Origin of the sequence: Neisseria sp. P0019.S002 (assembly GCF_051957155.1) — a bacterium.
Classification (GTDB): Bacteria; Pseudomonadota; Gammaproteobacteria; order Burkholderiales; family Neisseriaceae; genus Neisseria; species Neisseria perflava.
Window position 1 is genome coordinate 19,257 of the sequence record NZ_JBQCWS010000007.1, and the last position, 21,771, is coordinate 41,027.

General features: G+C 52.1%; 25 protein-coding genes. 18 read left to right on the forward strand and 7 right to left on the reverse strand.

Going from position 1 to position 21,771, the window contains the following annotated elements; genetic code table 11:
• Nucleotides 1-45 precede the first annotated feature (45 nt).
• The 3 genes from ACTHTY_RS09885 to ACTHTY_RS09895 all read left to right on the forward strand — a co-directional run bounded on the left by ACTHTY_RS09885 (nucleotide 46) and on the right by ACTHTY_RS09895 (nucleotide 4,354).
• Nucleotides 46-2,445, forward strand: coding sequence for an LPS-assembly protein LptD (locus ACTHTY_RS09885; RefSeq protein ID WP_440367464.1), 2,400 nt, complete (start codon nucleotides 46-48; stop codon nucleotides 2,443-2,445).
• On the forward strand, nucleotides 2,442-3,431 hold the full coding sequence (locus ACTHTY_RS09890) for a peptidylprolyl isomerase (RefSeq protein ID WP_250615162.1): 990 nt from the start codon (nucleotides 2,442-2,444) through the stop codon (nucleotides 3,429-3,431). Before ACTHTY_RS09885 ends, ACTHTY_RS09890 begins: the two co-directional genes overlap by 4 nt.
• A gap of 113 nt (nucleotides 3,432-3,544) precedes the next feature.
• Nucleotides 3,545-4,354, forward strand: a complete 810-nt coding sequence (locus ACTHTY_RS09895) for an alpha/beta hydrolase (protein WP_440367465.1) — start codon at nucleotides 3,545-3,547, stop codon at nucleotides 4,352-4,354.
• A gap of 156 nt (nucleotides 4,355-4,510) precedes the next feature.
• Here ACTHTY_RS09895 and rsmI read toward each other — a convergent pair whose 3' ends face one another.
• A complete protein-coding gene (rsmI, locus tag ACTHTY_RS09900; RefSeq protein ID WP_440367466.1) occupies nucleotides 4,511-5,389 on the reverse strand; it encodes a 16S rRNA (cytidine(1402)-2'-O)-methyltransferase in 879 nt (292 codons plus the stop codon).
• Between the two features lie 65 nt (nucleotides 5,390-5,454).
• Between rsmI and ACTHTY_RS09905 the strand changes: the two genes are divergently transcribed.
• The 6 genes from ACTHTY_RS09905 to ACTHTY_RS09930 all read left to right on the forward strand — a co-directional run bounded on the left by ACTHTY_RS09905 (nucleotide 5,455) and on the right by ACTHTY_RS09930 (nucleotide 9,303).
• Nucleotides 5,455-5,802, forward strand: a complete 348-nt coding sequence (locus ACTHTY_RS09905) for a YraN family protein (protein ID WP_049359336.1) — start codon at nucleotides 5,455-5,457, stop codon at nucleotides 5,800-5,802.
• A gap of 4 nt (nucleotides 5,803-5,806) precedes the next feature.
• Complete coding sequence (locus ACTHTY_RS09910) at nucleotides 5,807-6,400, forward strand: phosphoheptose isomerase (protein WP_003749391.1); 594 nt, start codon at nucleotides 5,807-5,809, stop codon at nucleotides 6,398-6,400.
• Nucleotides 6,401-6,473: 73 nt separating this feature from the next.
• Nucleotides 6,474-7,085 (forward strand): BON domain-containing protein, encoded by a 612-nt coding sequence (locus ACTHTY_RS09915; RefSeq protein ID WP_150538015.1) that lies wholly within the window; start codon nucleotides 6,474-6,476, stop codon nucleotides 7,083-7,085.
• Nucleotides 7,086-7,152: 67 nt separating this feature from the next.
• Complete coding sequence (locus ACTHTY_RS09920; RefSeq protein ID WP_440367468.1) at nucleotides 7,153-7,758, forward strand: hypothetical protein; 606 nt, start codon at nucleotides 7,153-7,155, stop codon at nucleotides 7,756-7,758.
• A gap of 42 nt (nucleotides 7,759-7,800) precedes the next feature.
• A complete protein-coding gene (gene map / locus ACTHTY_RS09925; protein WP_223168821.1) occupies nucleotides 7,801-8,601 on the forward strand; it encodes a type I methionyl aminopeptidase in 801 nt (266 codons plus the stop codon).
• 405 nt (nucleotides 8,602-9,006) lie between these two features.
• Complete coding sequence (locus tag ACTHTY_RS09930; protein WP_003680641.1) at nucleotides 9,007-9,303, forward strand: helix-turn-helix domain-containing protein; 297 nt, start codon at nucleotides 9,007-9,009, stop codon at nucleotides 9,301-9,303.
• Between the two features lie 96 nt (nucleotides 9,304-9,399).
• On the opposite strand, the gene ACTHTY_RS09935 is transcribed toward ACTHTY_RS09930, so the two are convergent.
• From ACTHTY_RS09935 to ACTHTY_RS09945, 3 genes are read right to left on the reverse strand one after another with little or no spacing between them, the layout of a single operon-like run.
• Nucleotides 9,400-10,350 (reverse strand): YheT family hydrolase, encoded by a 951-nt coding sequence (locus ACTHTY_RS09935; protein WP_440367469.1) that lies wholly within the window; start codon nucleotides 10,348-10,350, stop codon nucleotides 9,400-9,402.
• Between the two features lie 12 nt (nucleotides 10,351-10,362).
• Nucleotides 10,363-10,989 (reverse strand): phosphatase PAP2 family protein, encoded by a 627-nt coding sequence (locus ACTHTY_RS09940; RefSeq protein WP_440367470.1) that lies wholly within the window; start codon nucleotides 10,987-10,989, stop codon nucleotides 10,363-10,365.
• Nucleotides 10,989-11,789: a competence/damage-inducible protein A gene (locus ACTHTY_RS09945; RefSeq protein ID WP_440367471.1), complete on the reverse strand. Its 801-nt coding sequence runs from the start codon at nucleotides 11,787-11,789 to the stop codon at nucleotides 10,989-10,991. The genes ACTHTY_RS09940 and ACTHTY_RS09945 overlap by 1 nt, the downstream gene beginning before the upstream one ends.
• Before the next feature lie 109 nt (nucleotides 11,790-11,898).
• On the opposite strand from ACTHTY_RS09945, the gene argG reads away from it, so the two are divergent.
• The 5 genes from argG to ACTHTY_RS09970 all read left to right on the forward strand — a co-directional run bounded on the left by argG (nucleotide 11,899) and on the right by ACTHTY_RS09970 (nucleotide 14,925).
• Entirely contained in the window at nucleotides 11,899-13,242 is a 1,344-nt protein-coding gene (gene argG, locus ACTHTY_RS09950; protein ID WP_440367472.1) for an argininosuccinate synthase, read from the forward strand.
• 42 nt (nucleotides 13,243-13,284) lie between these two features.
• Nucleotides 13,285-13,500 (forward strand): DUF4177 domain-containing protein, encoded by a 216-nt coding sequence (locus tag ACTHTY_RS09955; RefSeq protein WP_003749376.1) that lies wholly within the window; start codon nucleotides 13,285-13,287, stop codon nucleotides 13,498-13,500.
• Nucleotides 13,493-13,708 (forward strand): hypothetical protein, encoded by a 216-nt coding sequence (locus ACTHTY_RS09960; RefSeq protein ID WP_049329287.1) that lies wholly within the window; start codon nucleotides 13,493-13,495, stop codon nucleotides 13,706-13,708. Before ACTHTY_RS09955 ends, ACTHTY_RS09960 begins: the two co-directional genes overlap by 8 nt.
• A 120-nt stretch (nucleotides 13,709-13,828) precedes the next feature.
• Nucleotides 13,829-14,278 carry a DUF3290 domain-containing protein gene (locus ACTHTY_RS09965; protein ID WP_070823009.1) on the forward strand — a complete coding sequence of 150 codons (450 nt, stop codon included), beginning with the start codon at nucleotides 13,829-13,831 and terminating at the stop codon, nucleotides 14,276-14,278.
• Nucleotides 14,279-14,292: 14 nt separating this feature from the next.
• Entirely contained in the window at nucleotides 14,293-14,925 is a 633-nt protein-coding gene (locus ACTHTY_RS09970; RefSeq protein ID WP_049336846.1) for a DUF421 domain-containing protein, read from the forward strand.
• Nucleotides 14,926-14,997: 72 nt separating this feature from the next.
• Here ACTHTY_RS09970 and ACTHTY_RS09975 read toward each other — a convergent pair whose 3' ends face one another.
• The 3 genes from ACTHTY_RS09975 to ACTHTY_RS09985 form a co-directional block, all read right to left on the reverse strand.
• A complete protein-coding gene (locus ACTHTY_RS09975) occupies nucleotides 14,998-15,369 on the reverse strand; it encodes a DUF488 domain-containing protein (protein ID WP_070583765.1) in 372 nt (123 codons plus the stop codon).
• 64 nt (nucleotides 15,370-15,433) lie between these two features.
• Complete coding sequence (gene trpC, locus ACTHTY_RS09980) at nucleotides 15,434-16,216, reverse strand: indole-3-glycerol phosphate synthase TrpC (protein WP_440367474.1); 783 nt, start codon at nucleotides 16,214-16,216, stop codon at nucleotides 15,434-15,436.
• A gap of 143 nt (nucleotides 16,217-16,359) precedes the next feature.
• A complete protein-coding gene (locus ACTHTY_RS09985) occupies nucleotides 16,360-17,832 on the reverse strand; it encodes a malate:quinone oxidoreductase (RefSeq protein WP_440367475.1) in 1,473 nt (490 codons plus the stop codon).
• Between the two features lie 431 nt (nucleotides 17,833-18,263).
• Here ACTHTY_RS09985 and ACTHTY_RS09990 point away from each other — a divergent pair, with 431 nt between their 5' ends.
• The 4 genes from ACTHTY_RS09990 (at nucleotide 18,264) to ACTHTY_RS10005 (ending at nucleotide 21,757) form a co-directional block, all read left to right on the forward strand.
• Nucleotides 18,264-18,758 (forward strand): hypothetical protein, encoded by a 495-nt coding sequence (locus ACTHTY_RS09990; RefSeq protein WP_440367477.1) that lies wholly within the window; start codon nucleotides 18,264-18,266, stop codon nucleotides 18,756-18,758.
• Nucleotides 18,759-18,840: 82 nt separating this feature from the next.
• Entirely contained in the window at nucleotides 18,841-19,470 is a 630-nt protein-coding gene (rsmG, locus tag ACTHTY_RS09995; protein WP_036493627.1) for a 16S rRNA (guanine(527)-N(7))-methyltransferase RsmG, read from the forward strand.
• A gap of 67 nt (nucleotides 19,471-19,537) precedes the next feature.
• A complete protein-coding gene (locus tag ACTHTY_RS10000) occupies nucleotides 19,538-20,308 on the forward strand; it encodes a ParA family protein (RefSeq protein WP_049336841.1) in 771 nt (256 codons plus the stop codon).
• Between the two features lie 585 nt (nucleotides 20,309-20,893).
• The gene (locus ACTHTY_RS10005) at nucleotides 20,894-21,757 is read left to right on the forward strand and encodes a sce7726 family protein (protein ID WP_107810680.1); all 864 of its coding nucleotides are present in this window, start codon (nucleotides 20,894-20,896) and stop codon (nucleotides 21,755-21,757) included.
• The last annotated feature ends 14 nt before the right edge of the window (nucleotides 21,758-21,771 follow it).

Here is a 21,771-nt window from a genome sequence, read left to right on the forward strand (position 1 = left end):
ACAATAACCGCTATTCTAACTGGCAAACCGATTTAAGGGGCGATTTTGGCTCGTTTATTTTCACTCAAACCCTTGGTACTCGCCTTAATTATGGGCTTTGGCGCAACAGCCGTACGCGCGGAAGATGCTTCTGTTCCGCAGGCGGAAGACTATACCCCTGCCCACACCGCCGCATCCAAACCGGCAAAAACCAGCCAAAGCGAAGCCGATCCGCTTTCCTTGGGCAGCACTTGCCTGTTTTGCGACCACGAAGATGCCAAGCCGGCCGAAACCGCCGAAATCAAACGCAGCGGCGAGCCTGCCCTGCCTGCCGATTACACCCGTGTCAACGCCGATAAAATAGAAGGTCAAACCCAAGTCGGCGTCCGTGCCGAAGGCGACGTCATTGTCGAGCGCAATGCCGATGTTCTCAATGCCGATTGGGCGCAATACGACCAAGCCACCGATACCGTTACCGCCGGCGACCGCTTTACCCTGTATCAAAACGGTTCGACCGTATCCGGCGATCAATTGGTTTACAACCTCAAAGACCAAACCGGCTCCGGCACTGCTGTGCGCCTCAATACCGAGCAAGGCGGCCGCCGCCTTCAAAGTGTCAGCGAAAAAGCCGAACTCAAAGGCAAAGGCCTCTACAAGCTCATCAATACCAAATTCAACACCTGTTCACCCGGCGATGCCAGCTGGTATATCCAAGCGCAAAGCATTGAAGCCGATGAATCGACAGGTATCGGCGTGGCCAAACACGCTTCGCTGGTATTCGGCGGCGTCCCTGTCCTCTACACGCCTTGGGCGGACTTCCCCATCAACGGCAACCGCAAAAGCGGCCTGCTCGTTCCGACCATTGCCACAGGTTCAGACGGCCTTGAGCTGAGCTTGCCCTACTATTTCAACCTTGCACCGAATTTGGATGCCACCATCCGCCCGGGCATCATCAGCAAACGAGGTGTGCAACTGGGCGGCCAAGTCCGTTATCTGCAACCGAATTACAGCGGCGAGGTCGATGGCGACTGGATGCCGAACGACCAAAAAAGCGTCCACAACAACCGCTACCAGTTCAAATGGAAACACCAGCAGCAGCTGAACAGCAAAATCAGCGGCGGCATCAACTACAACCAAGTTTCCGACGACGATTACTACCGCGACTTCTACGGCCGCGAAGACATCGCACGCAACGTCAACCTCGACCGTCAGGCATGGCTCAATTACAGCGACAAACTGCTAGGCGGCAGCTTCGACGGCTCGTTGCGCGTACAAAAATATCAAACACTGGCCAACCAAGACGGTTATAAGGACGAGCCTTATGCCATCATGCCCCGCCTGACCGGCCGTTGGCAAAGCCATCTCGGCAAAGCGCAACTCAACGTGTTCAGCCAATTCACCCGTTTTGATCACGATACCAAGCAAGACGGCAGCCGCGTGGTACTCTACCCGAGCGTCAAATGGGATTTCCACAACCAATGGGGCTACATCCGACCTAAAGTCGGCGTACACGCCACTTATTACAGCCTCAACAGCTTCAATGGTCAAAGCGGCCGCAATGTCAGCCGCGTCCTGCCGATCATCAACGTCGACAGCGGCCTGACTTTCGAGCGCAGGGCCCGGCTCTTCGGCGGAGAATACCTGCAAACACTCGAACCGCGCCTGTTTTACAACTACATTCCGACCAAGTCCCAAAACGACCTGCCCAATTTCGACAGCTCCGAAAACAGCTTTACCTATTCGCAGCTGTTCCGCGAAAACCTGTATTCGGGCAACGACCGCATCAATTCGGCCAACAGCCTGACGCTGGCCACACAAAGCCGCATCCTCAACCCCAATACCGGTGCGGAACTCTTCCGTGCAGGTATCGGCCAGAAGTTTTACTTCAAAAACGACAACGTCCTGCCTGACGGCAGCGTCAGCCGTTATCCGCGCAGCCAGTCCGACTGGGTAGCCTTTGCACACGGCAACATTACCCCGAGCATACGCATCGACTTGGACATCCACTACAACCAGAACCAAAGCCGTGCCGAAAGCTACGCCGCAGGGATTGCCTACAACCCCGAACCCGGCAAAGTCTTAAGCGCGCGCTACAAATACGGACGCAACGAGCGCATCTATCTGCAAGCCAACGGCGACTATTTCTACGACAAACTCAGCCAAGTCGACCTTGCCGCCCAATGGCCTTTGAGCAAAAACCTGTACGCCGTTGCCCGTTACAACTACGAAATCGAAGCCAAAAAACCGCTGGAAATGCTCATCGGTGCAGAATACAAAAGCAACTGCGGCTGCTGGAGCGCGAGCTTGGTCGGCCAACGCTATGTTACCGGCGAAAACAGCCACAAAAACGCCGTATTCTTCAACCTCCAACTCAAAGACTTGAGCAATATCGGCAACAACCCATTCGAAAAACTCCGCTTAGCCATTCCCGGTTACAGCAAAACCAACGAGGTAGTCAAACAATGAACTTCAAACCCCTGATTCTCGTCGCCGCACTCACTCTCGCAGTAGGCGCACATGCCGCCCCTAAAGCCAAAGCAGGCAAAGCGCGCGCAGCCAAAGCCCCTGCCGTCAGCGCCACCACCATGCCTGCCGTACAAAGCGGCGTACATCTTTCAGACGGCATTGCCGCGGTTGTCGACAACGAAGTCATTACCCACCGCCAAGTAGAACAAGCCGTAGCGCAAGCGCGTCAAACCATGCCGAAAGGCACACAAATGGACGCCAACGAGCTGCGCCAACAGGTTTTGGCACAAATGATCAACCAATCCCTGATCCTCCAAGCCGGCAAACGCCGCAACATCCAAGCGACCGATAGCGAAATCGAAGCCGTCATCGCGCACAACCCAAACATCAAAAATCCGTCTGCCGCCGTCCGTCAAGACATCGCCGACAGCATTATTGTTGAAAAAGTGCGCCAACAGGCCATCATGCAAAACAGCCGTGTGAGCGACTCCGAAGTGGCACGCTACATCGAGCAGGCCAAACAACAAGGCATCACCCTGCCCGAAGCCGACCCTGTGCGCCAATACCATGCCCAACACATCCTCATTAAAGCCGACAACGATAATGCCGCCGTCGGCGCGGAAAGCACCATCCGCAAAATCTACTCACAAGCCCGCAGCGGCGCAGATTTCGGCGGTTTGGCACGCCAATACTCGCAAGACAGCAGCGCCGGCAACGGCGGCGATTTGGGCTGGTTTGCCGACGGCATGATGGTTGCCCCATTTGAAGAAGCCGTCCACAAACTCAAACCCGGCCAAATCAGCGCCCCTGTCCGCACCCAATTCGGCTGGCACATCATCAAGCTGAACGACGTCCGCGAAGCAGGTACGCCTGAAGAGCGCCAACAAAACGCCGTCCGCCAATACCTGTCCCAACAAAAAGCGCAACAGGCGACCACCAACCTCCTGCGCGAACTGCACAGCAGCTCCTACGTTGACGTACGCTAATCGCGCGTATTGTTAAAAAGACAAGAATCGGTACAATAAGGCCGTCTGAAACCTATTTTCAGACGGCCTTTTTCCCTTTTACTTAAACAACCCATTGATTAAAGCACCCCATCATGCCCATCCGCCCCAACTGGCAAGCCGCTACCCTGCTGCAAGCCGAAGAAACTTCCATTACCTCCGCACACACCGGCCGCACCTACCGCATTCAAGCCGCGGCACTCGGCGAGCGTCCGGCAGGCGGCTATCCCGTACTGTATATTCTTGACGGGGACGCCTTTTTCCCCGCCATCCTCAATATGGCGCAATCCCTGCTCATCAACCCCATCACCAAAAGCCATGCCGCCTGTCTGATTGTCGGCATCGGCTACACCGGCGGCACCATCCGCGACTTAAGCCAGCGCGCCCTCGACTACACGCCGCCGCTGCCCGACAACGCGCCCGAATCCGAACGTAAACAATACGGCCAAGCCGACCGCTTCAGCCGCTTTATCGATGACGAACTCTCCGCCCTGCTCGACGGCAAATACCGCATCGATATCCAAAACCAAGCCGTCTTCGGCCATTCGTTCGGCGCCTTGTACGGCCTCTATTCCCTGTTCACCCGCCCCGAACGCTTCCGCCATTATTTGCTGGTGTCGCCGTCTATCTGGTGGCAAGACCGCCGCGTACTCGATTGGTTGCCCGGCACATTGCCGCAAGGAATCGGCATCCGCCTCGGCGCAGGCGAACATGAAGGCAGAAACAACCGCCCCGACCAAACCAGCCGCGGCATGGTTGCACAAGCCAAAATCCTTGCCGGCACTTTGCACCACCTCGGCGCAGACGTCCGCTTCACCCTCTACCCCAACGCCAATCACGGCAACGCCCCGTTTTACGCCCTGACTGACTGCATCGAATATTTGCGCAGCGCATGGCAACGTTGAAGCAGGTTCGCCAAACATCGAGGCTGTCTGAAACGCAAACTTAGAAGCGTATTGAACCTATTGGATCAATTTTAAAACCTCTAAAATCCAATCAAAAAAGGCCGTCTGAAATCTATTGTTCAGACGGCCTTTGATATTCAACTTTCCAATCAGCATTTATCCCTGCTTTTTCCATTCCAAAGCCAAATCATACAGCACCTTTTTATTCTCGCCGGTAATCTTGGCGGCAAGCTCGGCGGCTTGTTTGGTCGGCAACTCGGCCGCAAGGATTTTCATGGTATTTTGTGCCGCCTCGGGCAAATCGCTGTGCTTCTCTTTTACCGCAGGGTGCAACACCAGCACCATCTCGCCACGCGTTTGGTTGCTGTCTTTTTTAAGGGCGGCTTGGATTTCGGCAACCGTGCCGCTGAGGAAGGTTTCAAACGTTTTGGTGATTTCGCGCGCCAATGTCAAACGACGATCGGGGAACTGCGCGACCATATCCGCAAGGCTTGCCTCAATGCGATGCGGCGTTTCAAACATCACAATCGGAAAATCGGCTTCCGCCCATTTGGCCAGCAGCTTTTGACGTTCGCCGGCCTTAGGCGACAGGAAACCGTTGAAGTAAAAATCGGATTCCGTCACCCCTGCCACGCTCAATGCCCCCATGACCGCGCTTGCACCGACCACAGGCACCACTTTAAATCCGGCTTCGCGCACGCGGGCGGCAAGTTTCGCACCGGGATCGCAAACCGCAGGCGTACCCGCATCCGAAACTTGGGCAACGCTCAGGCCGTCTGAAAGATGGGCGATGATTTTATCGGCCATTTGCTGCTCGTTGTGTTCGCGCACGCTCACGAGTTTGCCCTGAATACCGTACGCACTCAAAAGCTGGGCGGTAACACGGGTATCCTCGGCGCAGATTATGTCGGCCTTTTGCAGAACGGCCAGCGCGCGCAGCGTTATGTCGGCTAAATTGCCGATGGGTGTGGCGACAACGTATAATGTCTGTTTTTCGATGCTGTCGACGGCTTTTTGCAGGTGTTTTGTGTACATAGATTCAAGGCCGTCTGAAACGGCGTCTCTTTAAAAACAATAATTATATAACGGGTAAACTTTTCATGCGCTTAAACCACAAACAGGGGGCGGCGGCCGAAGATGCGGCACTGGCGTTCCTACAGGCCAAAGGCTGCTCGCTGCTGGCTCGGAACTGGCATTGCGCCTACGGCGAAATCGATTTAATCGTCAAAAACGGCGGTACGATTGTGTTTGTTGAAGTAAAATACCGCAAAAACCGAGGTTTCGGTGGTGCCGCATACAGCATCTCGCCGTCCAAATTATTGAAATTGCAACGAAGTGTAGAGTATTATCTGCAAAAGCACGGGTTAAACCATGCGCCCTGCCGCCTGGACGCGGTACTGATTGAGGGCGACGGCCCGCCCGAATGGATTCAAAATATTACAGGTTAACCTCATGACAACATTACAAGAACGCGTTTCCGCACATTTTGCCGAGAGCATCCGCGCCAAGCAGGAAGCTGAAAAAGTACTGGTCGAGCCGACCGCACAGGCCGCCGAGCTGATGCTGCAATGCCTGATGAACGACGGCAAAATCCTGGCCTGCGGCAACGGCGGTTCGGCTGCCGACGCGCAACACTTCGCCGCCGAAATGACCGGCCGTTTTGAAAAAGAACGCATGGAATTGGCCGCGGTCGCGCTGACGACGGACACTTCCGCACTGACCGCCATCGGCAACGACTACGGTTTCGACCATGTATTCAGCAAACAAGTGCGCGCACTCGGACGTGCCGGCGACGTATTGGTCGGCATCTCCACCTCCGGCAATTCCGCCAACGTCATCGAAGCCATCAAAGCGGCACACGAGCGCGACATGCACGTCATCGCCATGACCGGCCGCGACGGCGGAAAAATCGCCGCCATGCTCAAAGATACCGACGTTTTGCTCAACGTCCCTTATCCGCGCACTGCCCGCATTCAGGAAAACCATATTTTGCTGATTCACGCCATGTGCGACTGCATCGACTCCGTCCTGCTTGAAGGCATGTAACCCTTTCTTTTCAGACGGCCCATCCCTTAAAGGCCGTCTGAACACCCAACCGTCCATACCCAAGGAAAAGGATATGAAGAACATCAAACGCTACGCCCTCCCCGTTCTGACAGCGACCCTCTTGAGCCTGAGTCTGAGCGGCTGCGTCGGCGCACTGATCGGCGGTGCTGCCGTCGGCACCAAATCCGCCGTCGACCGCCGCACCACCGGCGCGCAAACCGACGACAACGTTATGGCCCTGCGCGTCGAAACCACCGCACGCTCCTACCTGCGCCAAAACAACCAAGTCCAAGGCTACAAGCCCAAACTGAACGTTGTCGGCTACAACCGCCACCTGCTCCTGCTCGGCCAAGTGGCTACCGAAGGCGAAAAACAATTTGTTGAACGCATCGCCCGTTCCGAACAAGCCGCCGAAGGCGTGTACAACTACATTACCGTTGCCTCACAAGCACGTTCGCTCGGTGATGTGACCAACGATACTTGGGGTACATCCAAAGTCCGCGCCACCCTGTTGGGCCTCAGCCCGGCCACCCAAGCACGCGTCAAAATCGTGACTTACGGCAACGTGACCTATGTGATGGGCATCCTTACGCCTGAAGAACAAGCCCGCGTGACCCAAAAAGTCAGCACGACCGTAGGCGTACAAAAAGTCGTCACCCTCTATCAAAACTACGTTGCCAACTGATTCACAGGCAACCTGGGGCCGTCTGAATATTCAGACGGCCATTCCTCCAACGATTACCTGCCACATCATGTCCAAGAATAATAAAACCCCTTTCCAACTTAAGCCCAAACACTTAATCCGCGCTTTATTCCTTGTCAGCTTTATCGCCGTCGCCGCCCTCGTCGCCGGCGTATTCAGCACCCTAAACTCCGGCAAAACCGACGTACCCGAAAAAAGTCCTGCCGAACAAACCGACACACGCATTGAAGTTTGGCGCCCCAACGGCGCAGTCGAACCTGAAACCGTTCAGCCTGCCAAAGACGGCGACGCAAAAACCGCCTCCGGCAATCCTGTCGTCCCACAGGACGAAAAAGGCGAAAAAGCAGAAGAAGGTGCAAAAAACGACCGCCCCACTACACACCGCGGCAAACGCACAGAAAACAAACGCGCTGAAGCCGACAAATCAGAAAACACACAATCCGACAACAGCAGCCCTGCCACTCCAAACAAACCTAAAGCAGCCAGCCAGCCGGTAGAAAACAAAGCCGCAAGCAATAAACCTGCCGCACAAGCGGTAGAAAACAAACCGGAAAAAGCCAAAGCCACCGAGTCCAAACCGACTCCGAAAGCCGAGCCTGAGGCCAAACCACAAGCCAAACCGCGCAATAAAGACAATCTCGACAACCTGTTTTAAACAGACGGCACACCCGTCCCGTTCAGACGGCCTCCATGCCGTCTGAAACAAGAAGGAAACCTCATGGACAAAGTCATCATCAAAACCCCCGAAGAAATCGAAAAAATGCGCGAACTCGGTCGCTTGGTCGCCGAAGCCCTCGACTACATCGGCCAATTCGTCAAACCCGGCGTAACCACCAACGAAATCGACAAACTCGTTTACGACTACCACGTCAACGTTCAAGGCGGTTATCCGGCCCCCCTCAACTACGGCAACCCGCCCTACCCGAAATCCTGCTGCACCTCCGTCAACCACGTTATCTGCCACGGCATTCCCGATGACAAGCCGCTGAAAGAAGGCGACATCGTCAACATCGACCTGACCATTAAAAAAGACGGCTTCCACGGCGACTCCAGCCGGATGTTTACCGTCGGCAAAGTCTCCCCGATTGCCCAACGCCTGATCGACGTGACCCACGCCTCCATGATGGCGGGTATCGAAGCGGTCAAACCCGGCGCCACTCTCGGCGATGTTGGCTATGCCTGCCAACAGGTTGCCGAAAATGCCGGCTACTCCGTAGTACAGGAATTCTGCGGACACGGCATCGGCCGCGGCTTCCACGAAGCGCCGCAAGTAGTCCACTACGGCCGCAAAGGCGAGGGCCTCGTCCTCAAACCGGGCATGATTTTCACCATCGAGCCGATGATCAACCAAGGCAAACGCCATCTGCGCATCCTGAACGACGGTTGGACAGTGGTCACCAAAGACCGCTCCCTCTCCGCCCAGTGGGAACACGAAGTTTTGGTTACCGAAACCGGCTACGAAATCCTTACCATCAGCCCTGCCAGCGGTAAGCCTTAACCTTGAAAAAACCTTCAGGCCGTCTGAAAACATAGATTCAGACGGCCTGAAATTTATTCGCATTCTCAACCTAGAAAACCGAATAAAAACTCGAAATTAAGTTTTTATCCAAATTGAATTGTTTAATTATGTAAAAATTTGCTTACGCCATATTTAAGATAAACGCATAATTTAATGATTTATATAATGAAAATTTACCGAAATAATGAATTAAGAAATATTTACACAAATTATGGCAGACAGCGGAAAACTTCTTTCGAATATACTGTCTAATTATCTAGATCAGTCATTTGCAATACGCCCACATATCACCCCAAAAGCCTACAGGAAAAGGGATGCCGGCATTCTTGCAGACCCATTTTTATGCCTAGAGGCATGCAACAAATACCACAATAAGGAAGATTCATGAAATCGTTCGAAAAAATTGAAAACATCCGCGATATCCGTAAAAAACTCGGCCTGAACCAAATGGACTTCTGGAGCCGCATTGGTGTGACTCAATCCGGTGGTTCCCGTTACGAATCAGGCCGCAATATGCCTAAACCTGTACGCGAATTGCTGCGTTTGGTACACATCGAGCGCGTAGATTTGGCTAAAGTAAACCGTGACGACTTGGCCGTTGCGTCCTTGCTGAAAAACCGCGACCCTGAGTTGTATGCTTCTCTGAAAAAAGAAGCCAAAGCCGACAACAAAGGCAAATAATCAAGCCATTCAAAAAGGCCGTCTGAAATTCGTTTTCAGACGGCCTTTTTACTTTCTACACTCTAAGGACATGTCGGCATACATGCCCTTTTTTATTTACGGCTGATACTGTTTGAAATAGTTCAACACCGTTTGCGGCAGCCATTGCAGATTCAGACGGCCTTGATCGCGGCTGACGAAGCCGACATGCCCACCGTATGCCGGTTGCAGCAGCGTAACGGCCGAGGACACGTCCCGCCCGGTCGGCAGGGCTTCTGGCGGCAGGAAAGGGTCATTGACGGCATTGAGCAGCAGCAGCGGCGTATCCACGCCTTTCAGAAACGGTTTGCAGGAGTTGCGGCGGTAGTAATCGTGGCGGTCGGCAAAACCGTGTAGCGGCGCGGTAAAGCGGTCGTCAAAATCGCCAAGCGTTTTGCAGTTTTGCTGGCTTAAGGCCGTCTGAAACCGGGGAATCGCCTGGGCTTTCGGCAACAGCGAATTTAAAAAATAGCGCGTGTAAATCAAGCGCGTCATGCCCTGATCAAAACGTGTACCTGCCGCGACGGCATCAACCGGCGCGGAAACGACGGCAGAAGCACGCGGAACGGCATTGCTGCCCTGCTCGCCCAAATATTTGGCCAAGGCATTGCCCCCCAAAGAAACGCCGACGGCGTAGATGGTTGAATAGCGTTGTGCCAGCGTGTTGAGCATAAAGGCGATTTCGGGCGTATCGCCTAGGTGGTAGAACACGGGCGCGGTGTTTTCTATGCCGCCGCAACTGCGAAAATGGGCAACCACGCCGTTCCAACCGCGCTGCTGTACGGCTTTCATCAGCTCGACCGCGTAATGGCTCTCGCTGCTGCCTTCCAGTCCGTGGAACAAAACCACCAACGGCGCATCGGGGTCGGTGCTGTCGACAAAATCGTAGGCAACTTGGGTTTTGCCGGTACTGTCGGGCAGAAGCTCGCGGCGGTAGTCGGGCGCTTTGCCTTGCAGCAGCTTGGCAAACAGGGTGTCGGCATGGCCGTTTCTGAGCCAATAAGGCGTGTTGGGTGAACGTGTATTCATGATTTATTTCTTCTATTTTTCAGACGGCCTGAAGATGAGCATATACACCAGCAAGGCAGTCAGCGTGCCGTTTGTCCAGCCTGCCCAAACGTCGGTGGGATAATGCACGCCCAAATAAATGCGCGAAAACCCGGTCAACAGGGCAAAGGAAATACCGCCTATCCAAGCGGCGCGGCGGTAGCGCGTGCGGCGGCAAAGCAATATCAGCATGACGGCAATGGCGGCGGAAAACGTACTGTGGCCGCTGGGGAAGGAAAAATTGCTCTCTTCAATCAGGCGCGGCCAAAGCAGCGGGCGTTCGCGGGCAAACCATACCTTCACAATCAGCATGTTCAAAGTCGGCACCAATGCCGCCAACACGCAAAACAGTGCTTCACGCTTCTTATCGGCAAAATACAGGGCTGCGGCGACTGTGCCGATCAGCGGCACGGCAATCGCGGTTTTGCCCAAATAGTGCAACACGGTGGCAATCGGGTCAAACCATGTGCCCGCGTGGGCATGGACGGCGTGCATCAGCGGCGGCTCAAAAGCAAAGCCACCATATTGCGCCAGCCAAATGCCGATGATGAGGGTCGGCGGCAAAAACAGCAAAGAGGCAAAAGTCAGTGCGCGTCTGGATTGGGCTGGGGATAAGTGCATTATTCCACCGTTTCTTTCAAAGTCGCGCCAATCGCCTGCAAACCCTGCAACGCATCTTCCCACGCAGCATCCAGCAAACGGCAGGCCTCGCCTTCCGCTTTGATGCCGAACTCGATATGCGGCGGAGTATAACGGCCGTCTGAATCGGTACGGCCCACGGTAGGCAGGCTGTACGAACGGATACCGGCGTAGGTACGCTCAAGATGTTCCATAATCGGCGTAATGCGCGACTCGGGTTGGTCGAACACATACACGCTGCGGCTGCCGCGTTCAGTTTGGTTGAAGCGGTCGGCGTAATAAGTTTCCAATACCCATTCAGCCATCGAGTGCGCCATCACGGGGAAACCGGGGAAGAAATAATGTTCGCGGATGGAAAATCCGGCGATGTTGTTAAACGGATTGGGCACCAATTCCGCGCCTTCGGGAAAATCCGCCATTTTCAGGCGTTGGGCGTGTTCCGGCGAATCAAGCGGCTCGCCGCGTTTCTGGGTCACGCCTTCGATAAACTTGGCGGCTTCAGGATGGCGGACGACAGGCAAATCCAAAGCGGCCGCGGCGGCTTGGCGCGTGTGGTCGTCAGGTGTAGAGCCGATGCCGCCGGTAACGAAAGTCGGCAGGCCGTCTGAAAAACTGCGGCGCAGCTGTTTGACCAGCAAATCGGGCTCGTCAGGCAGATATTGCACCTGATTGAGTTTCAGCCCGTGCGATTCCAATAAAGATTTGAAAAAGGCGAAATGCTTGTCTTGGCGGCTGCCGTGCAGGATTTCGTCGCCGATGATAATGAGGTTAAAAGCGTTCATGATGAGGTTTCTTTAATACGGCCTTCCGAACATTCAGACGGCCTATTGCTGACAATGTATTCCATTTATAAGATAATGGTTTCAACTTTTCAAGTCTGGAGGAATCCCAATGAGCCAAAACCATACCATTTTACAAAATCTCCCCATCGGTCAAAAAGTCGGCATCGCCTTCTCCGGCGGCCTCGATACCTCTGCCGCGCTGTTGTGGATGAAACTCAAAGGCGCGCTGCCTTATGCCTACACCGCCAACCTCGGCCAACCTGACGAAGACGATTACAACGCTATTCCTAAAAAAGCGATGGAATACGGCGCAGAAAATGCCCGCCTGATCGACTGCCGCGCGCAGTTGGCACACGAAGGCATCGCCGCCATCCAATGCGGCGCGTTCCACGTTTCCACCGGCGGCATCGCCTATTTCAACACCACGCCTTTAGGCCGCGCCGTAACCGGCACCATGCTCGTTTCCGCCATGAAAGAAGACAATGTGAATATCTGGGGCGACGGCAGTACCTACAAAGGCAACGACATCGAGCGTTTCTACCGCTACGGCCTGTTGACCAACCCGGCGTTGAAAATCTACAAACCTTGGCTCGACCAACAATTTATCGACGAACTCGGCGGCCGTCACGAAATGAGCGAATTTCTGATTGCCAACGGCTTCAACTACAAAATGTCGGTTGAAAAAGCCTACTCTACCGACTCCAATATGCTGGGTGCCACCCACGAAGCCAAAGACTTGGAATTCCTCAACAGCGGCATCAAAATCGTTAAGCCCATCATGGGCGTTGCCTTCTGGGACGAAAGCGTCGAAGTCAAACCCGAAGAAGTCAGCGTGCGCTTTGAAGAAGGCGTGCCGGTTGCACTGAACGGCAAAGAATACGCCGATCCTGTCGAACTCTTCCTCGAAGCCAACCGCATCGGCGGCCGTCACGGCTTGGGCATGAGCGACCAAATCGAAAACCGCATCATCGAAGCCAAATCACGCGGCATTTACGAAGCCCCGGGAATGGCATTGTTCCACATCGCCTACGAGCGTTTGGTTACCGGCATCCACAACGAAGACACCATCGAACAATACCGCATTAACGGCCTGCGCCTCGGCCGCCTGCTCTACCAAGGCCGCTGGTTTGACAGCCAAGCGCTTATGTTGCGCGAAACCGCCCAACGCTGGGTTGCCAAAGCCATTACCGGCGAAGTCACCCTCGAACTGCGCCGCGGCAACGACTACTCGATTCTGAACACCGAATCGCCCAACCTGACCTACCAACCGGAACGCCTGAGTATGGAAAAAGTTGAAGACGCAGCGTTCACACCGCTCGACCGCATCGGCCAACTGACCATGCGCAACCTCGACATTACCGACACCCGCGCCAAACTGGGTATTTACTCACAAAGCGGTTTGTTGGCATTGGGCGAAGGCTCCGTATTACCGCAGTTGAATAATAAGGAGTAGAATAAGGGGGCTTTAAAGCCCCCTTATTTTTAAAGGAATAAAATGAAAGAATATAAAGCCGTCATTTATCAAGAGAATCTGCTTTCCAGTTTAGTTTTCGGCAGCGCCAAAATCAATCCGGTCAAATTCAGCGATTTCCTCAACAGCCACGCTTCGCAAGGCTGGAAGGTCGTTACCATGGAAAAAGACCAGCGCCGCATGCTGCTGTTTTTCGTGCGTGAAGCCTACGTCGTCATTTTGGAAAAAGAACGTGTTTAAACTCGGCGTCTATGCCTGTCTCGGATTGTTCGTCAGCTGGGTGTTGCTCTTGATTTTGCAACTTTGGTTTTCCTTCGTCGATGCCGATTTGTTTCTCAAAATCACCCTGACCATGGCAGGTCTTTTCATTATCATTCTGGCCAGCTTACTGGTCATCAGCCAGTATTTTGCCGAAAAGAAAATGAAAGACGACGGATTTATCAACTGATACCGCTTTAAAAACACCCTATTTTGAAAACTTGACGCAACATCCTTGTTTCATAGACAAGGCCGTCTGAACTGTAAGTTTCAGACGGCCTTATTACCCTCCTTAAAGCTAACGAATATCATGAAATTCTTTTCCCACTTTTATCTTGAAAATCATATGTATTTCAACGACTACTTGAAATACGTCCTGATTTTTGCCGCCCTCGTCATCCTCCTGCTCGCCGTATCGCAATACCTGCGCCACCGCATGGACACCAAATACCGCGACCTGAGCATTATTGCGCTGCTGTTGCTCATCCTCATCTGCGGCACGCAATATCTTTCGTACAGCGAACGTCAAAACTTCGCCGCCGACACTTCACGCATGGTTGGCTTTCTCGATGCCTTAATCGAAAACCAAAAGGTTGAAAAACAAGACATCATCGTCAACAGCACGCGCCTGTCCAACGGCATGATTATCGGCATCAAAAGCCAATACTATGAAGTCCATTTCAATCAAGACTTCTCCGCCTACACGCTGACGCCCATCAATTTGGTCAACAACAATATCGAACTCATCGATAAAGAATAACAGGATACACACACATGGAAGCATACTCCCTGCTCGCCCTCAAACTACTGATGGGTATTTTAGGTTTGATTTTGCAAATCAACCTCTTAGGTAAAGGCAACCTCGCACCGACCTCCGCCATGGACCAAGTGCAAAACTATGTACTCGGCGGCATCATCGGTGGCGTGATTTACAGCGACAGCGTCGGCCTGTTGCAATTTTTCCTCGTACTGATTTTGTGGACGCTGTTGGTCTTAAGCCTGAAATTCATCAAAAACCACAATCGCTGGGTCAAATCCATCATTGACGGCAAATCCGTCTGGGTTATCGTCAACGGCAAAATCCAAACCGATGAATGCATGAAAAACGGCATCAGCGCACACGACCTCATGTTCAAACTCCGCGCCGCCGGCATCTACGAAATCTCTGCCGTCAAACGTGCCGTGATGGAACAAAACGGCCAGCTCGCCGTCATTAAGTACGGCGACGAAAGCCTGCGCTATCCACTGATTACAGACGGCCAAGTTGACCCCGACATCCTCGAAATCATTAAGCGTGATGAAGAATGGCTGCAACAGGAACTTGACCGCCTCCACCTTGAAGCCTCGCAAGTCTATATCGGCGAATACATAGACGGAAAATTGGTGGCACACCGTTATCCTTCTTGATTTGAAAATAGCAGGCCGTCTGAAACCTTGATTTCAGACGACCTTTTTGTATTCATCCCAAACACTGATTTTTTAATCACGATATTCAAACCTTGCACCCAAAAATTGAGCCAGCGCAGAGACGTGGGAATGTCGGGGATCTTTGACGGCGGTCAGCAACAGGATATTGCCGTGTTGCCGCTCCAAATCCAGCAGCCGCTTGATGGCGGCCTGCTCGGCATCGCCTTGCAGCTCTTCATGATAACGGCTGACAAAACTATCAAAATTCTCAGCCGGATTTTCGTGATACCAGCGACGCAGGTTTGCACTGGGCGTAATGTCTTTCAGCCAAAGCGCCGTAGCGAAAACTTCTTTATGGACGCCGCGCGGATAGAGGCGGTCGATAAAGACGGCGGTTTGTTTAGAATCGGGTTGATAGGCGTAAATGCGCTGTACGGTAAACATTTTTTCTCGTCTCCAATGGATTCAGGCCGTCTGAAAATTCAGACGGCCTGATGTTTTTTAGGGTTTAAAACAGTTTTTTGACTTCGGCTTCGATATCTTCGGCACGCATAAAGGTTTCGCCGATCAGGAAAGTATGCACGCCGTGGTCGCGCATGAAATAGACGTCTTCTTTGTTGCGGATGCCGCTTTCGGTTACAACGGTTTTGCCGTTTAATTCGGGCAAGAGGTCGAGGGTTTGTTGCAGGGTCACTTCAAACGTACGCAGGTTGCGGTTGTTGACGCCCCACAACGGCGTGGTCATGTTGCGGCATTTTTCCAGCTCGGACGCATCGTGCAACTCCAACAATACAGTCATGCCCAATTCGTGGGCAACGGCTTCAAAACGCTCAAGCTGCTCGGCTTCCAAGGCGGCGGCAATCAGAAGAACCGCATCCGCACCCCACGCGCGCGCCTGATAGATTTGGTATTCGTCGATGATGAAATCTTTACGCAAGACCGGCAGCGCCACGGCCGCACGCGCCTGTTTCAAATACTCCGGCGAGCCTTGGAAATAAGGTTCGTCCGTCAACACGGACAAACAGGCCGCGCCGGCTTTTTCATAGGCAACGGCGATTTCGGCAGGATGAAAATCAGGGCGGATCAGGCCTTTGCTTGGGCTGGCTTTTTTGACTTCGGCAATAATGGCGGGCAGATTCTGCGCGTGTTTTTCACGGATCGAGCCGATAAAGCTGCGAACCGGCGCAGCAGCCTGCGCTTGGGCTTTGATGTCTTCCAAGGAAACGGCGGCTTTTTGGGCGGCCACTTCTTCTGCTTTGGTGGCAAGGATTTTGTTGAGAATATCGGTCATGGCGTTTTTCTATTGGGGCTGATTTTCGGGTTTGAATCGTGCAACATGCTGCTGCAGATTAGATTTCAGACGGCCTGAATGCCGCTATTTTAATGGTTTGAAAAAAGGCGGGCAAGAATGCCCGCCTTTGTGTCTGCTTCAATTTAGTGATGAATGCCCAAAACGGACGCGTTGTGGCTGATGATTTCGTCCGCCAAAGACGGATTGTCGTTTAGCTTGATACCGTAGCCGGGCACCAATTCTTTCAGACGGCCTGACCATGATTCGGCATGATCTGGGAAGCATTGGTTGATCAGCTTAATCATCAAAGGCACGGCGGTTGATGCACCTGGGGACGCGCCCAGCAATGCGGCCAGCGAGCCGTCGGCATGGGCGACGATTTCGGTACCGAATTGGAGTACGCCGCCTTTTTTCGGGTCTTTTTTGATGATTTGTACGCGTTGACCGGCGGTAATCAGTTCCCAATCGTCAGGATTGGCTTCCGGATAATACTCTAAGAGCGAAGTGAAGCGTTCTTCTTTGGTTTTACGCAATTCGCCCAAGAGGTATTTGGTCAGCGGCATATTAGCCCAACCGGCGCGGAGCATGGGGTAGAGGTTGTCCATGTGGATGGACATCGGCAGATCCATGAGCGAGCCTTGTTTGAGGAAGTTGGGGCGGAAGCCTGCATATGGGCCGAACATCAAATGGCGTTGGCCGTCCACGTTGCGGGTATCCAAGTGTGGAACGGACATAGGGGGAGCGCCGACGGAGGCTTGGCCGTACACTTTGGCGTTGTGTTGCGCGGCCGTTTCGGGATTGCTGTTGCGGAAGAAGAGGCCGGAAACCGGAAAGCCGCCGTAGCCTTTGCCTTCGGGGATACCGGATTTTTGCAGCAGGGTCAGTGCGCCGCCTCCTGCGCCGAGGAAGACGAAACGGGTGCGGAGTGTCAACGGGTCGTCATCGTCTTTGGTGCTGCTGGTTTTCAGCACCCATGCGCCGTCCGATTCGCGGTTGAGGTCGTCGACATGACGGTTGAATTTGATTTTTACGCCTTTGTCGCTCAAGTATTTGACCATCTGGCGGGTCAGGCTGCCGAAATCGACGTCTGTGCCTTCGGCGGAGTAGTTGGCGGCGATGGATTGGTTTTCATCGCGGCCGTTGATAACCAGCGGCGCCCATTCGGCGATTTTGGCGCGGTCGGTAGAAAACTCCATTTTTTCGAAGAGTTTTTGGTTTTTGAACACGTCGAAACGTTTTTGCAGATAATCGCAATGATCGGCGTTCATCACCAGCGACATGTGGGGGACGGAATTGATGAAAGAGCGGTCAGCCAGTTTGCCTTCTTCGACCAAAGTCGCCCAAAATTGGCGGCTGATATGGAATTGTTCGGCAATATTGAGGGCACGGGTCGGATCGATCGTGCCATCGGCAGTCAGGGGCGCATAGTTCAATTCACACAGCGCAGAGTGCCCCGTACCGGCATTGTTCCATGCATTTGATGATTCCAACGCCACATCTTCTAAGCGTTCGATCAGGGTGATTTCCCAAGATGGTTCGAGTTCTTTGAGCAATACGCCCAAAGTGGCGCTCATAATGCCGCCGCCTACTAATACGACATCGGTTGCTTCAGCCATGGTTTTACTCCTACTAAAGTCAGGCATGGTTTGCCTTGTGGTTATCTATCATTATAAACAACTGATTTCAGAGGAATTGTTTTGTTTTTGTAGTGTGTGAAACTTTTTTGCCTGCTGAGTTTCCGAGCGTAAATGGCGGAAGGCAGTTTCGGTTTGGGTTCCAGATTTCAGGTCTTTATAATATGTTATTGAGAATTTAGTAGATTTTACGGAGAAATGCAAAGATTTTCTGTTCGGTTCATATAAAAATAAGAGATTAGGCCGTCTGAAAACGTTTTCTTAACCTTTATCTGCCAACGTTTGCCAAGAAAAAAGAATTTTTCATTTCTTTTTTAATTGACCGTTTTTGTCAGCAATTTCAGCGCTAACAAACGTGAATCAACCGCCAATCTGCTATCATTTCAACTTATCCTGCAACAAGGCAAACCGCCATGTATCTGACACAAGAAAAACCCTACCGCCCCCTATTGGTCGCACTGATGTTCCTCACCCTGCCGCTGGCGATGATATTGCACAATATCGTGCAAATCGCCTTTTCAGACGGCCAAGGACTGCTGGTCACGGTCAAAGATGGCGCATGGGCATGGCAAAGCGGTTGGCAGGATTCCGTCGCATGGTTCGTCTGCGGCATGTTTGCCTTCCTCAACCTGCCGATTGCCGGCGGGCTGACCAAGCTGGCGTATAAAAAAATGATGCGTCGGCATTCGCGTTACGCCCTATTCCTTGCCGGTGTCGCAGCGTGTGCCTCGGCGGCGGCAGGATTGATTTTTGAAGCCATCTTAGGCAATGCCGCATTGGCAGGCTTGCGTGGGCAAGGCGTGTTCTACTACACCCTCTCCGTGTGGATCATCGCCATGCTGACCCTGCCCAAACAGCTCACGCGCGCGCCGGAGCAGCCCATCGTCTTTCACAAGATGAAACGTTGATTCAACAGGCACAAACATTTTCAGACGGCATGCTTTCCGTTACCATTACATCCAACGCGTTTTAACCAATAAGGAATAACAAATGAATCAGGCGCAACAGCTCCGCGACGGCATACAGGCACTGGGTTTGGACATCGACGAAGCCAAACAGGCCAAACTGCTAGACTATGCCGCCCTGCTGCAAAAGTGGAACAAAACCTACAACCTGACCGCCCTGCGCGATCCCGCCCAAACCGTCAGCCATCACCTGCTCGACAGCCTGACCCTCTTGCCCTATATCGAACACGCCCAAACCATGCTCGACGTCGGCTCCGGCGGCGGACAGCCCGGCATCCCCACCGCCATCTGCCGCCCCGACCTCGACATCACCCTCCTCGATGCCAACACCAAAAAAACCGCCTTTCTGCAACAAGCCGTCATCGAACTCGGCCTTAAAAACGTCCGCGTCATCAGCGGCCGCGTAGAAGCCGCCGCCGACTGCCGCGCCGACGTCATCACCAGCCGCGCCTTTGCCGAACTCGCCGACTTCGTCAACTGGACCGAGCACCTCCTCAAAGACGGCGGCTACTGGGCGGCCATGAAAGGCGTATACCCGCAAGAAGAAATCGACAAACTGCCCGAAAGCGTCGCCGTCGAAAAAGTCGAAGCATTGCACGTCCCCCAACTCAATGCCGAACGCCATATCGTCATCATCCGCAAAAAGGCCGTCTGAAAACAACCCAAGCATACCGAATAACGGTACAATCCAGCCATCCACACTTAACACGACAGCAAAGCACATGAGCGCACAAATCCTCGCCGTCGCCAACCAAAAAGGCGGAGTCGGCAAAACCACCACCACCGTCAACCTAGCCGCCTCCCTGGCCTCCAAAGGCCGCCGCGTCCTCGTCGTCGACCTCGACCCCCAAGGCAACGCCACCACAGGCAGCGGCATCAACAAAGCCACCATCGAAAACGGCGTTTACCAAGTTGTCCTCGGCGAAACCGACATCCCCAACGCCGTCGTCCGCAGCAAAGAAGGCGGCTACGACGTATTGGGTGCCAACCGCACACTGGCCGGCGCAGAAGTCGAACTCGTCCAAGAAATCGCACGCGAAATCCGCCTCAAAAACGCCCTGCAGCTCGTTGCCGACGACTACGACTACGTCCTCATCGACTGCCCCCCGTCCCTGACCCTGCTCACCCTCAACGGCCTTGTCGCCGCCAACGGCGTCATCGTCCCAATGCTTTGCGAATACTACGCCCTCGAAGGCATCTCTGACCTCGTGGCCACCGTCCGCAAAATCCGCCAAGCCATCAATCCCGACCTCGACGTAACCGGAATCGTCCGCACCATGTACGACAGCCGCAGCCGCCTCGTCGTCGAAGTCAGCGAACAGCTCAAACAACACTTCGGCAACCTGCTCTTCGATACCGTCATCCCCCGCAACATCCGCCTAGCCGAAGCCCCCAGCCACGGCCTCCCCGCCCTCGCCTACGACGCCCACGCCAAAGGCACCCAAGCTTATCTTGACTTGGCCGACGAACTGATTGCACGGTTGGAAAAATAAACAGAAATATGAATATAAAAAAGGCCGTCTGAAAGTTGGGAAATACTTTCAGACGGCCTTTGGTTTGATTGGGAAGAACATTTTTTAAAAAGACCGCGTGCGTGCGTACCGCACATACCCTACGTATCAATTTCAAACTCTTTATGACTCATAGGTAGGGTGTGTGCCTTAAGGCACGCACGCGGTTTGATGTAGGCTACAGCTTGCTTCCAAGAAGTTATTGAAACATGGGGAGTTTACTGGTTCGGGCGACGTTTGGGGAGAGGGTAGAGGGAATCCTTGTTTTGCGAAGTGGCAAAAGGTCGTCTGAAAATGGGGTTCAGACGACCTGTGGGGGATGAGTATGATTCACAGGTAATTTAGGATAAACTATGGGGTACTTTGGTGTTTAGATAGTATGTGGCATAATATAAGTGCATGTAGTTCTTTTTTAAAATGAATGTAACTCACGCCATACTGGTAACCTATATTTTGTTATAATAACCATATTGATTATCTAATTGCTCGCTTAGCAGATATTAATTAAAATATATTAAATTCGGTGAATAACACAATAATCAAGCTATTTTAACTCTTAGAATAATCATGAAACAAAACAATAATTTAACATTTTTAATTAGCCAGGTTTTTCGAAAATCTGTTTTTGAAGATATAGTATTCAAATCTAACCATTCAATTTGGGAAAAGCTGCTAAATAATTCTGAAATTAGAGTTGAGCTGGATGGATTAAATTTATCACAAGCTTTTGATTTATTGTATAGAATAATAGAAAAAAGTTATAGAAATGAATATGTTTTTAAAAATAATATTGCTCATAAATTAGTAAAGAGCCGTCATAAGTTATCTAATGTAACTTATATTAATGAGTTTCATGTATTAAATTCAATATGTGATATTGCTATATTTAATGGTACATCAACTGCTTATGAAATAAAAACAGAATTAGATAATTTTGATAGAATTGAAAGTCAACTATCTGATTATAGAAAAATTTTTGAGAAAATATATATTGTAACTGTTGAGTCAAAAATTAATTTGCTTCAGAATAAAATACCTTCAGAAATTGGTATTCTTGAATTGACATCAAGAAATAGCCTTCGTACTATTAGAGAAGCAAATTCCAATTTTGAAGAGTTATCTTATAAAGCAATGCTATCTAGTTTAAGACACTCAGAAATGTTAAGAATGATGAAGGACTTATTTGATTATGAACCATCAAAATCTCCTAAAAAAGTAAAACAAGATTGTATAAGTTTATTTGAATCAATGTCTATAATAGATGCTCATCATCATTTTGTTAAAATACTCCGGCAACGGTCCTTAAATCAACAAGAAAAAGAATTTGTTAGGAGTTTGCCTTATTCATTGTTAGCATTAATTTTAAATATGCGACCCAGTAATAATAAAATGGGAAAAATTCTCTATAATCTGAATAATATAATTATTTAGATCGAACGTTCGTC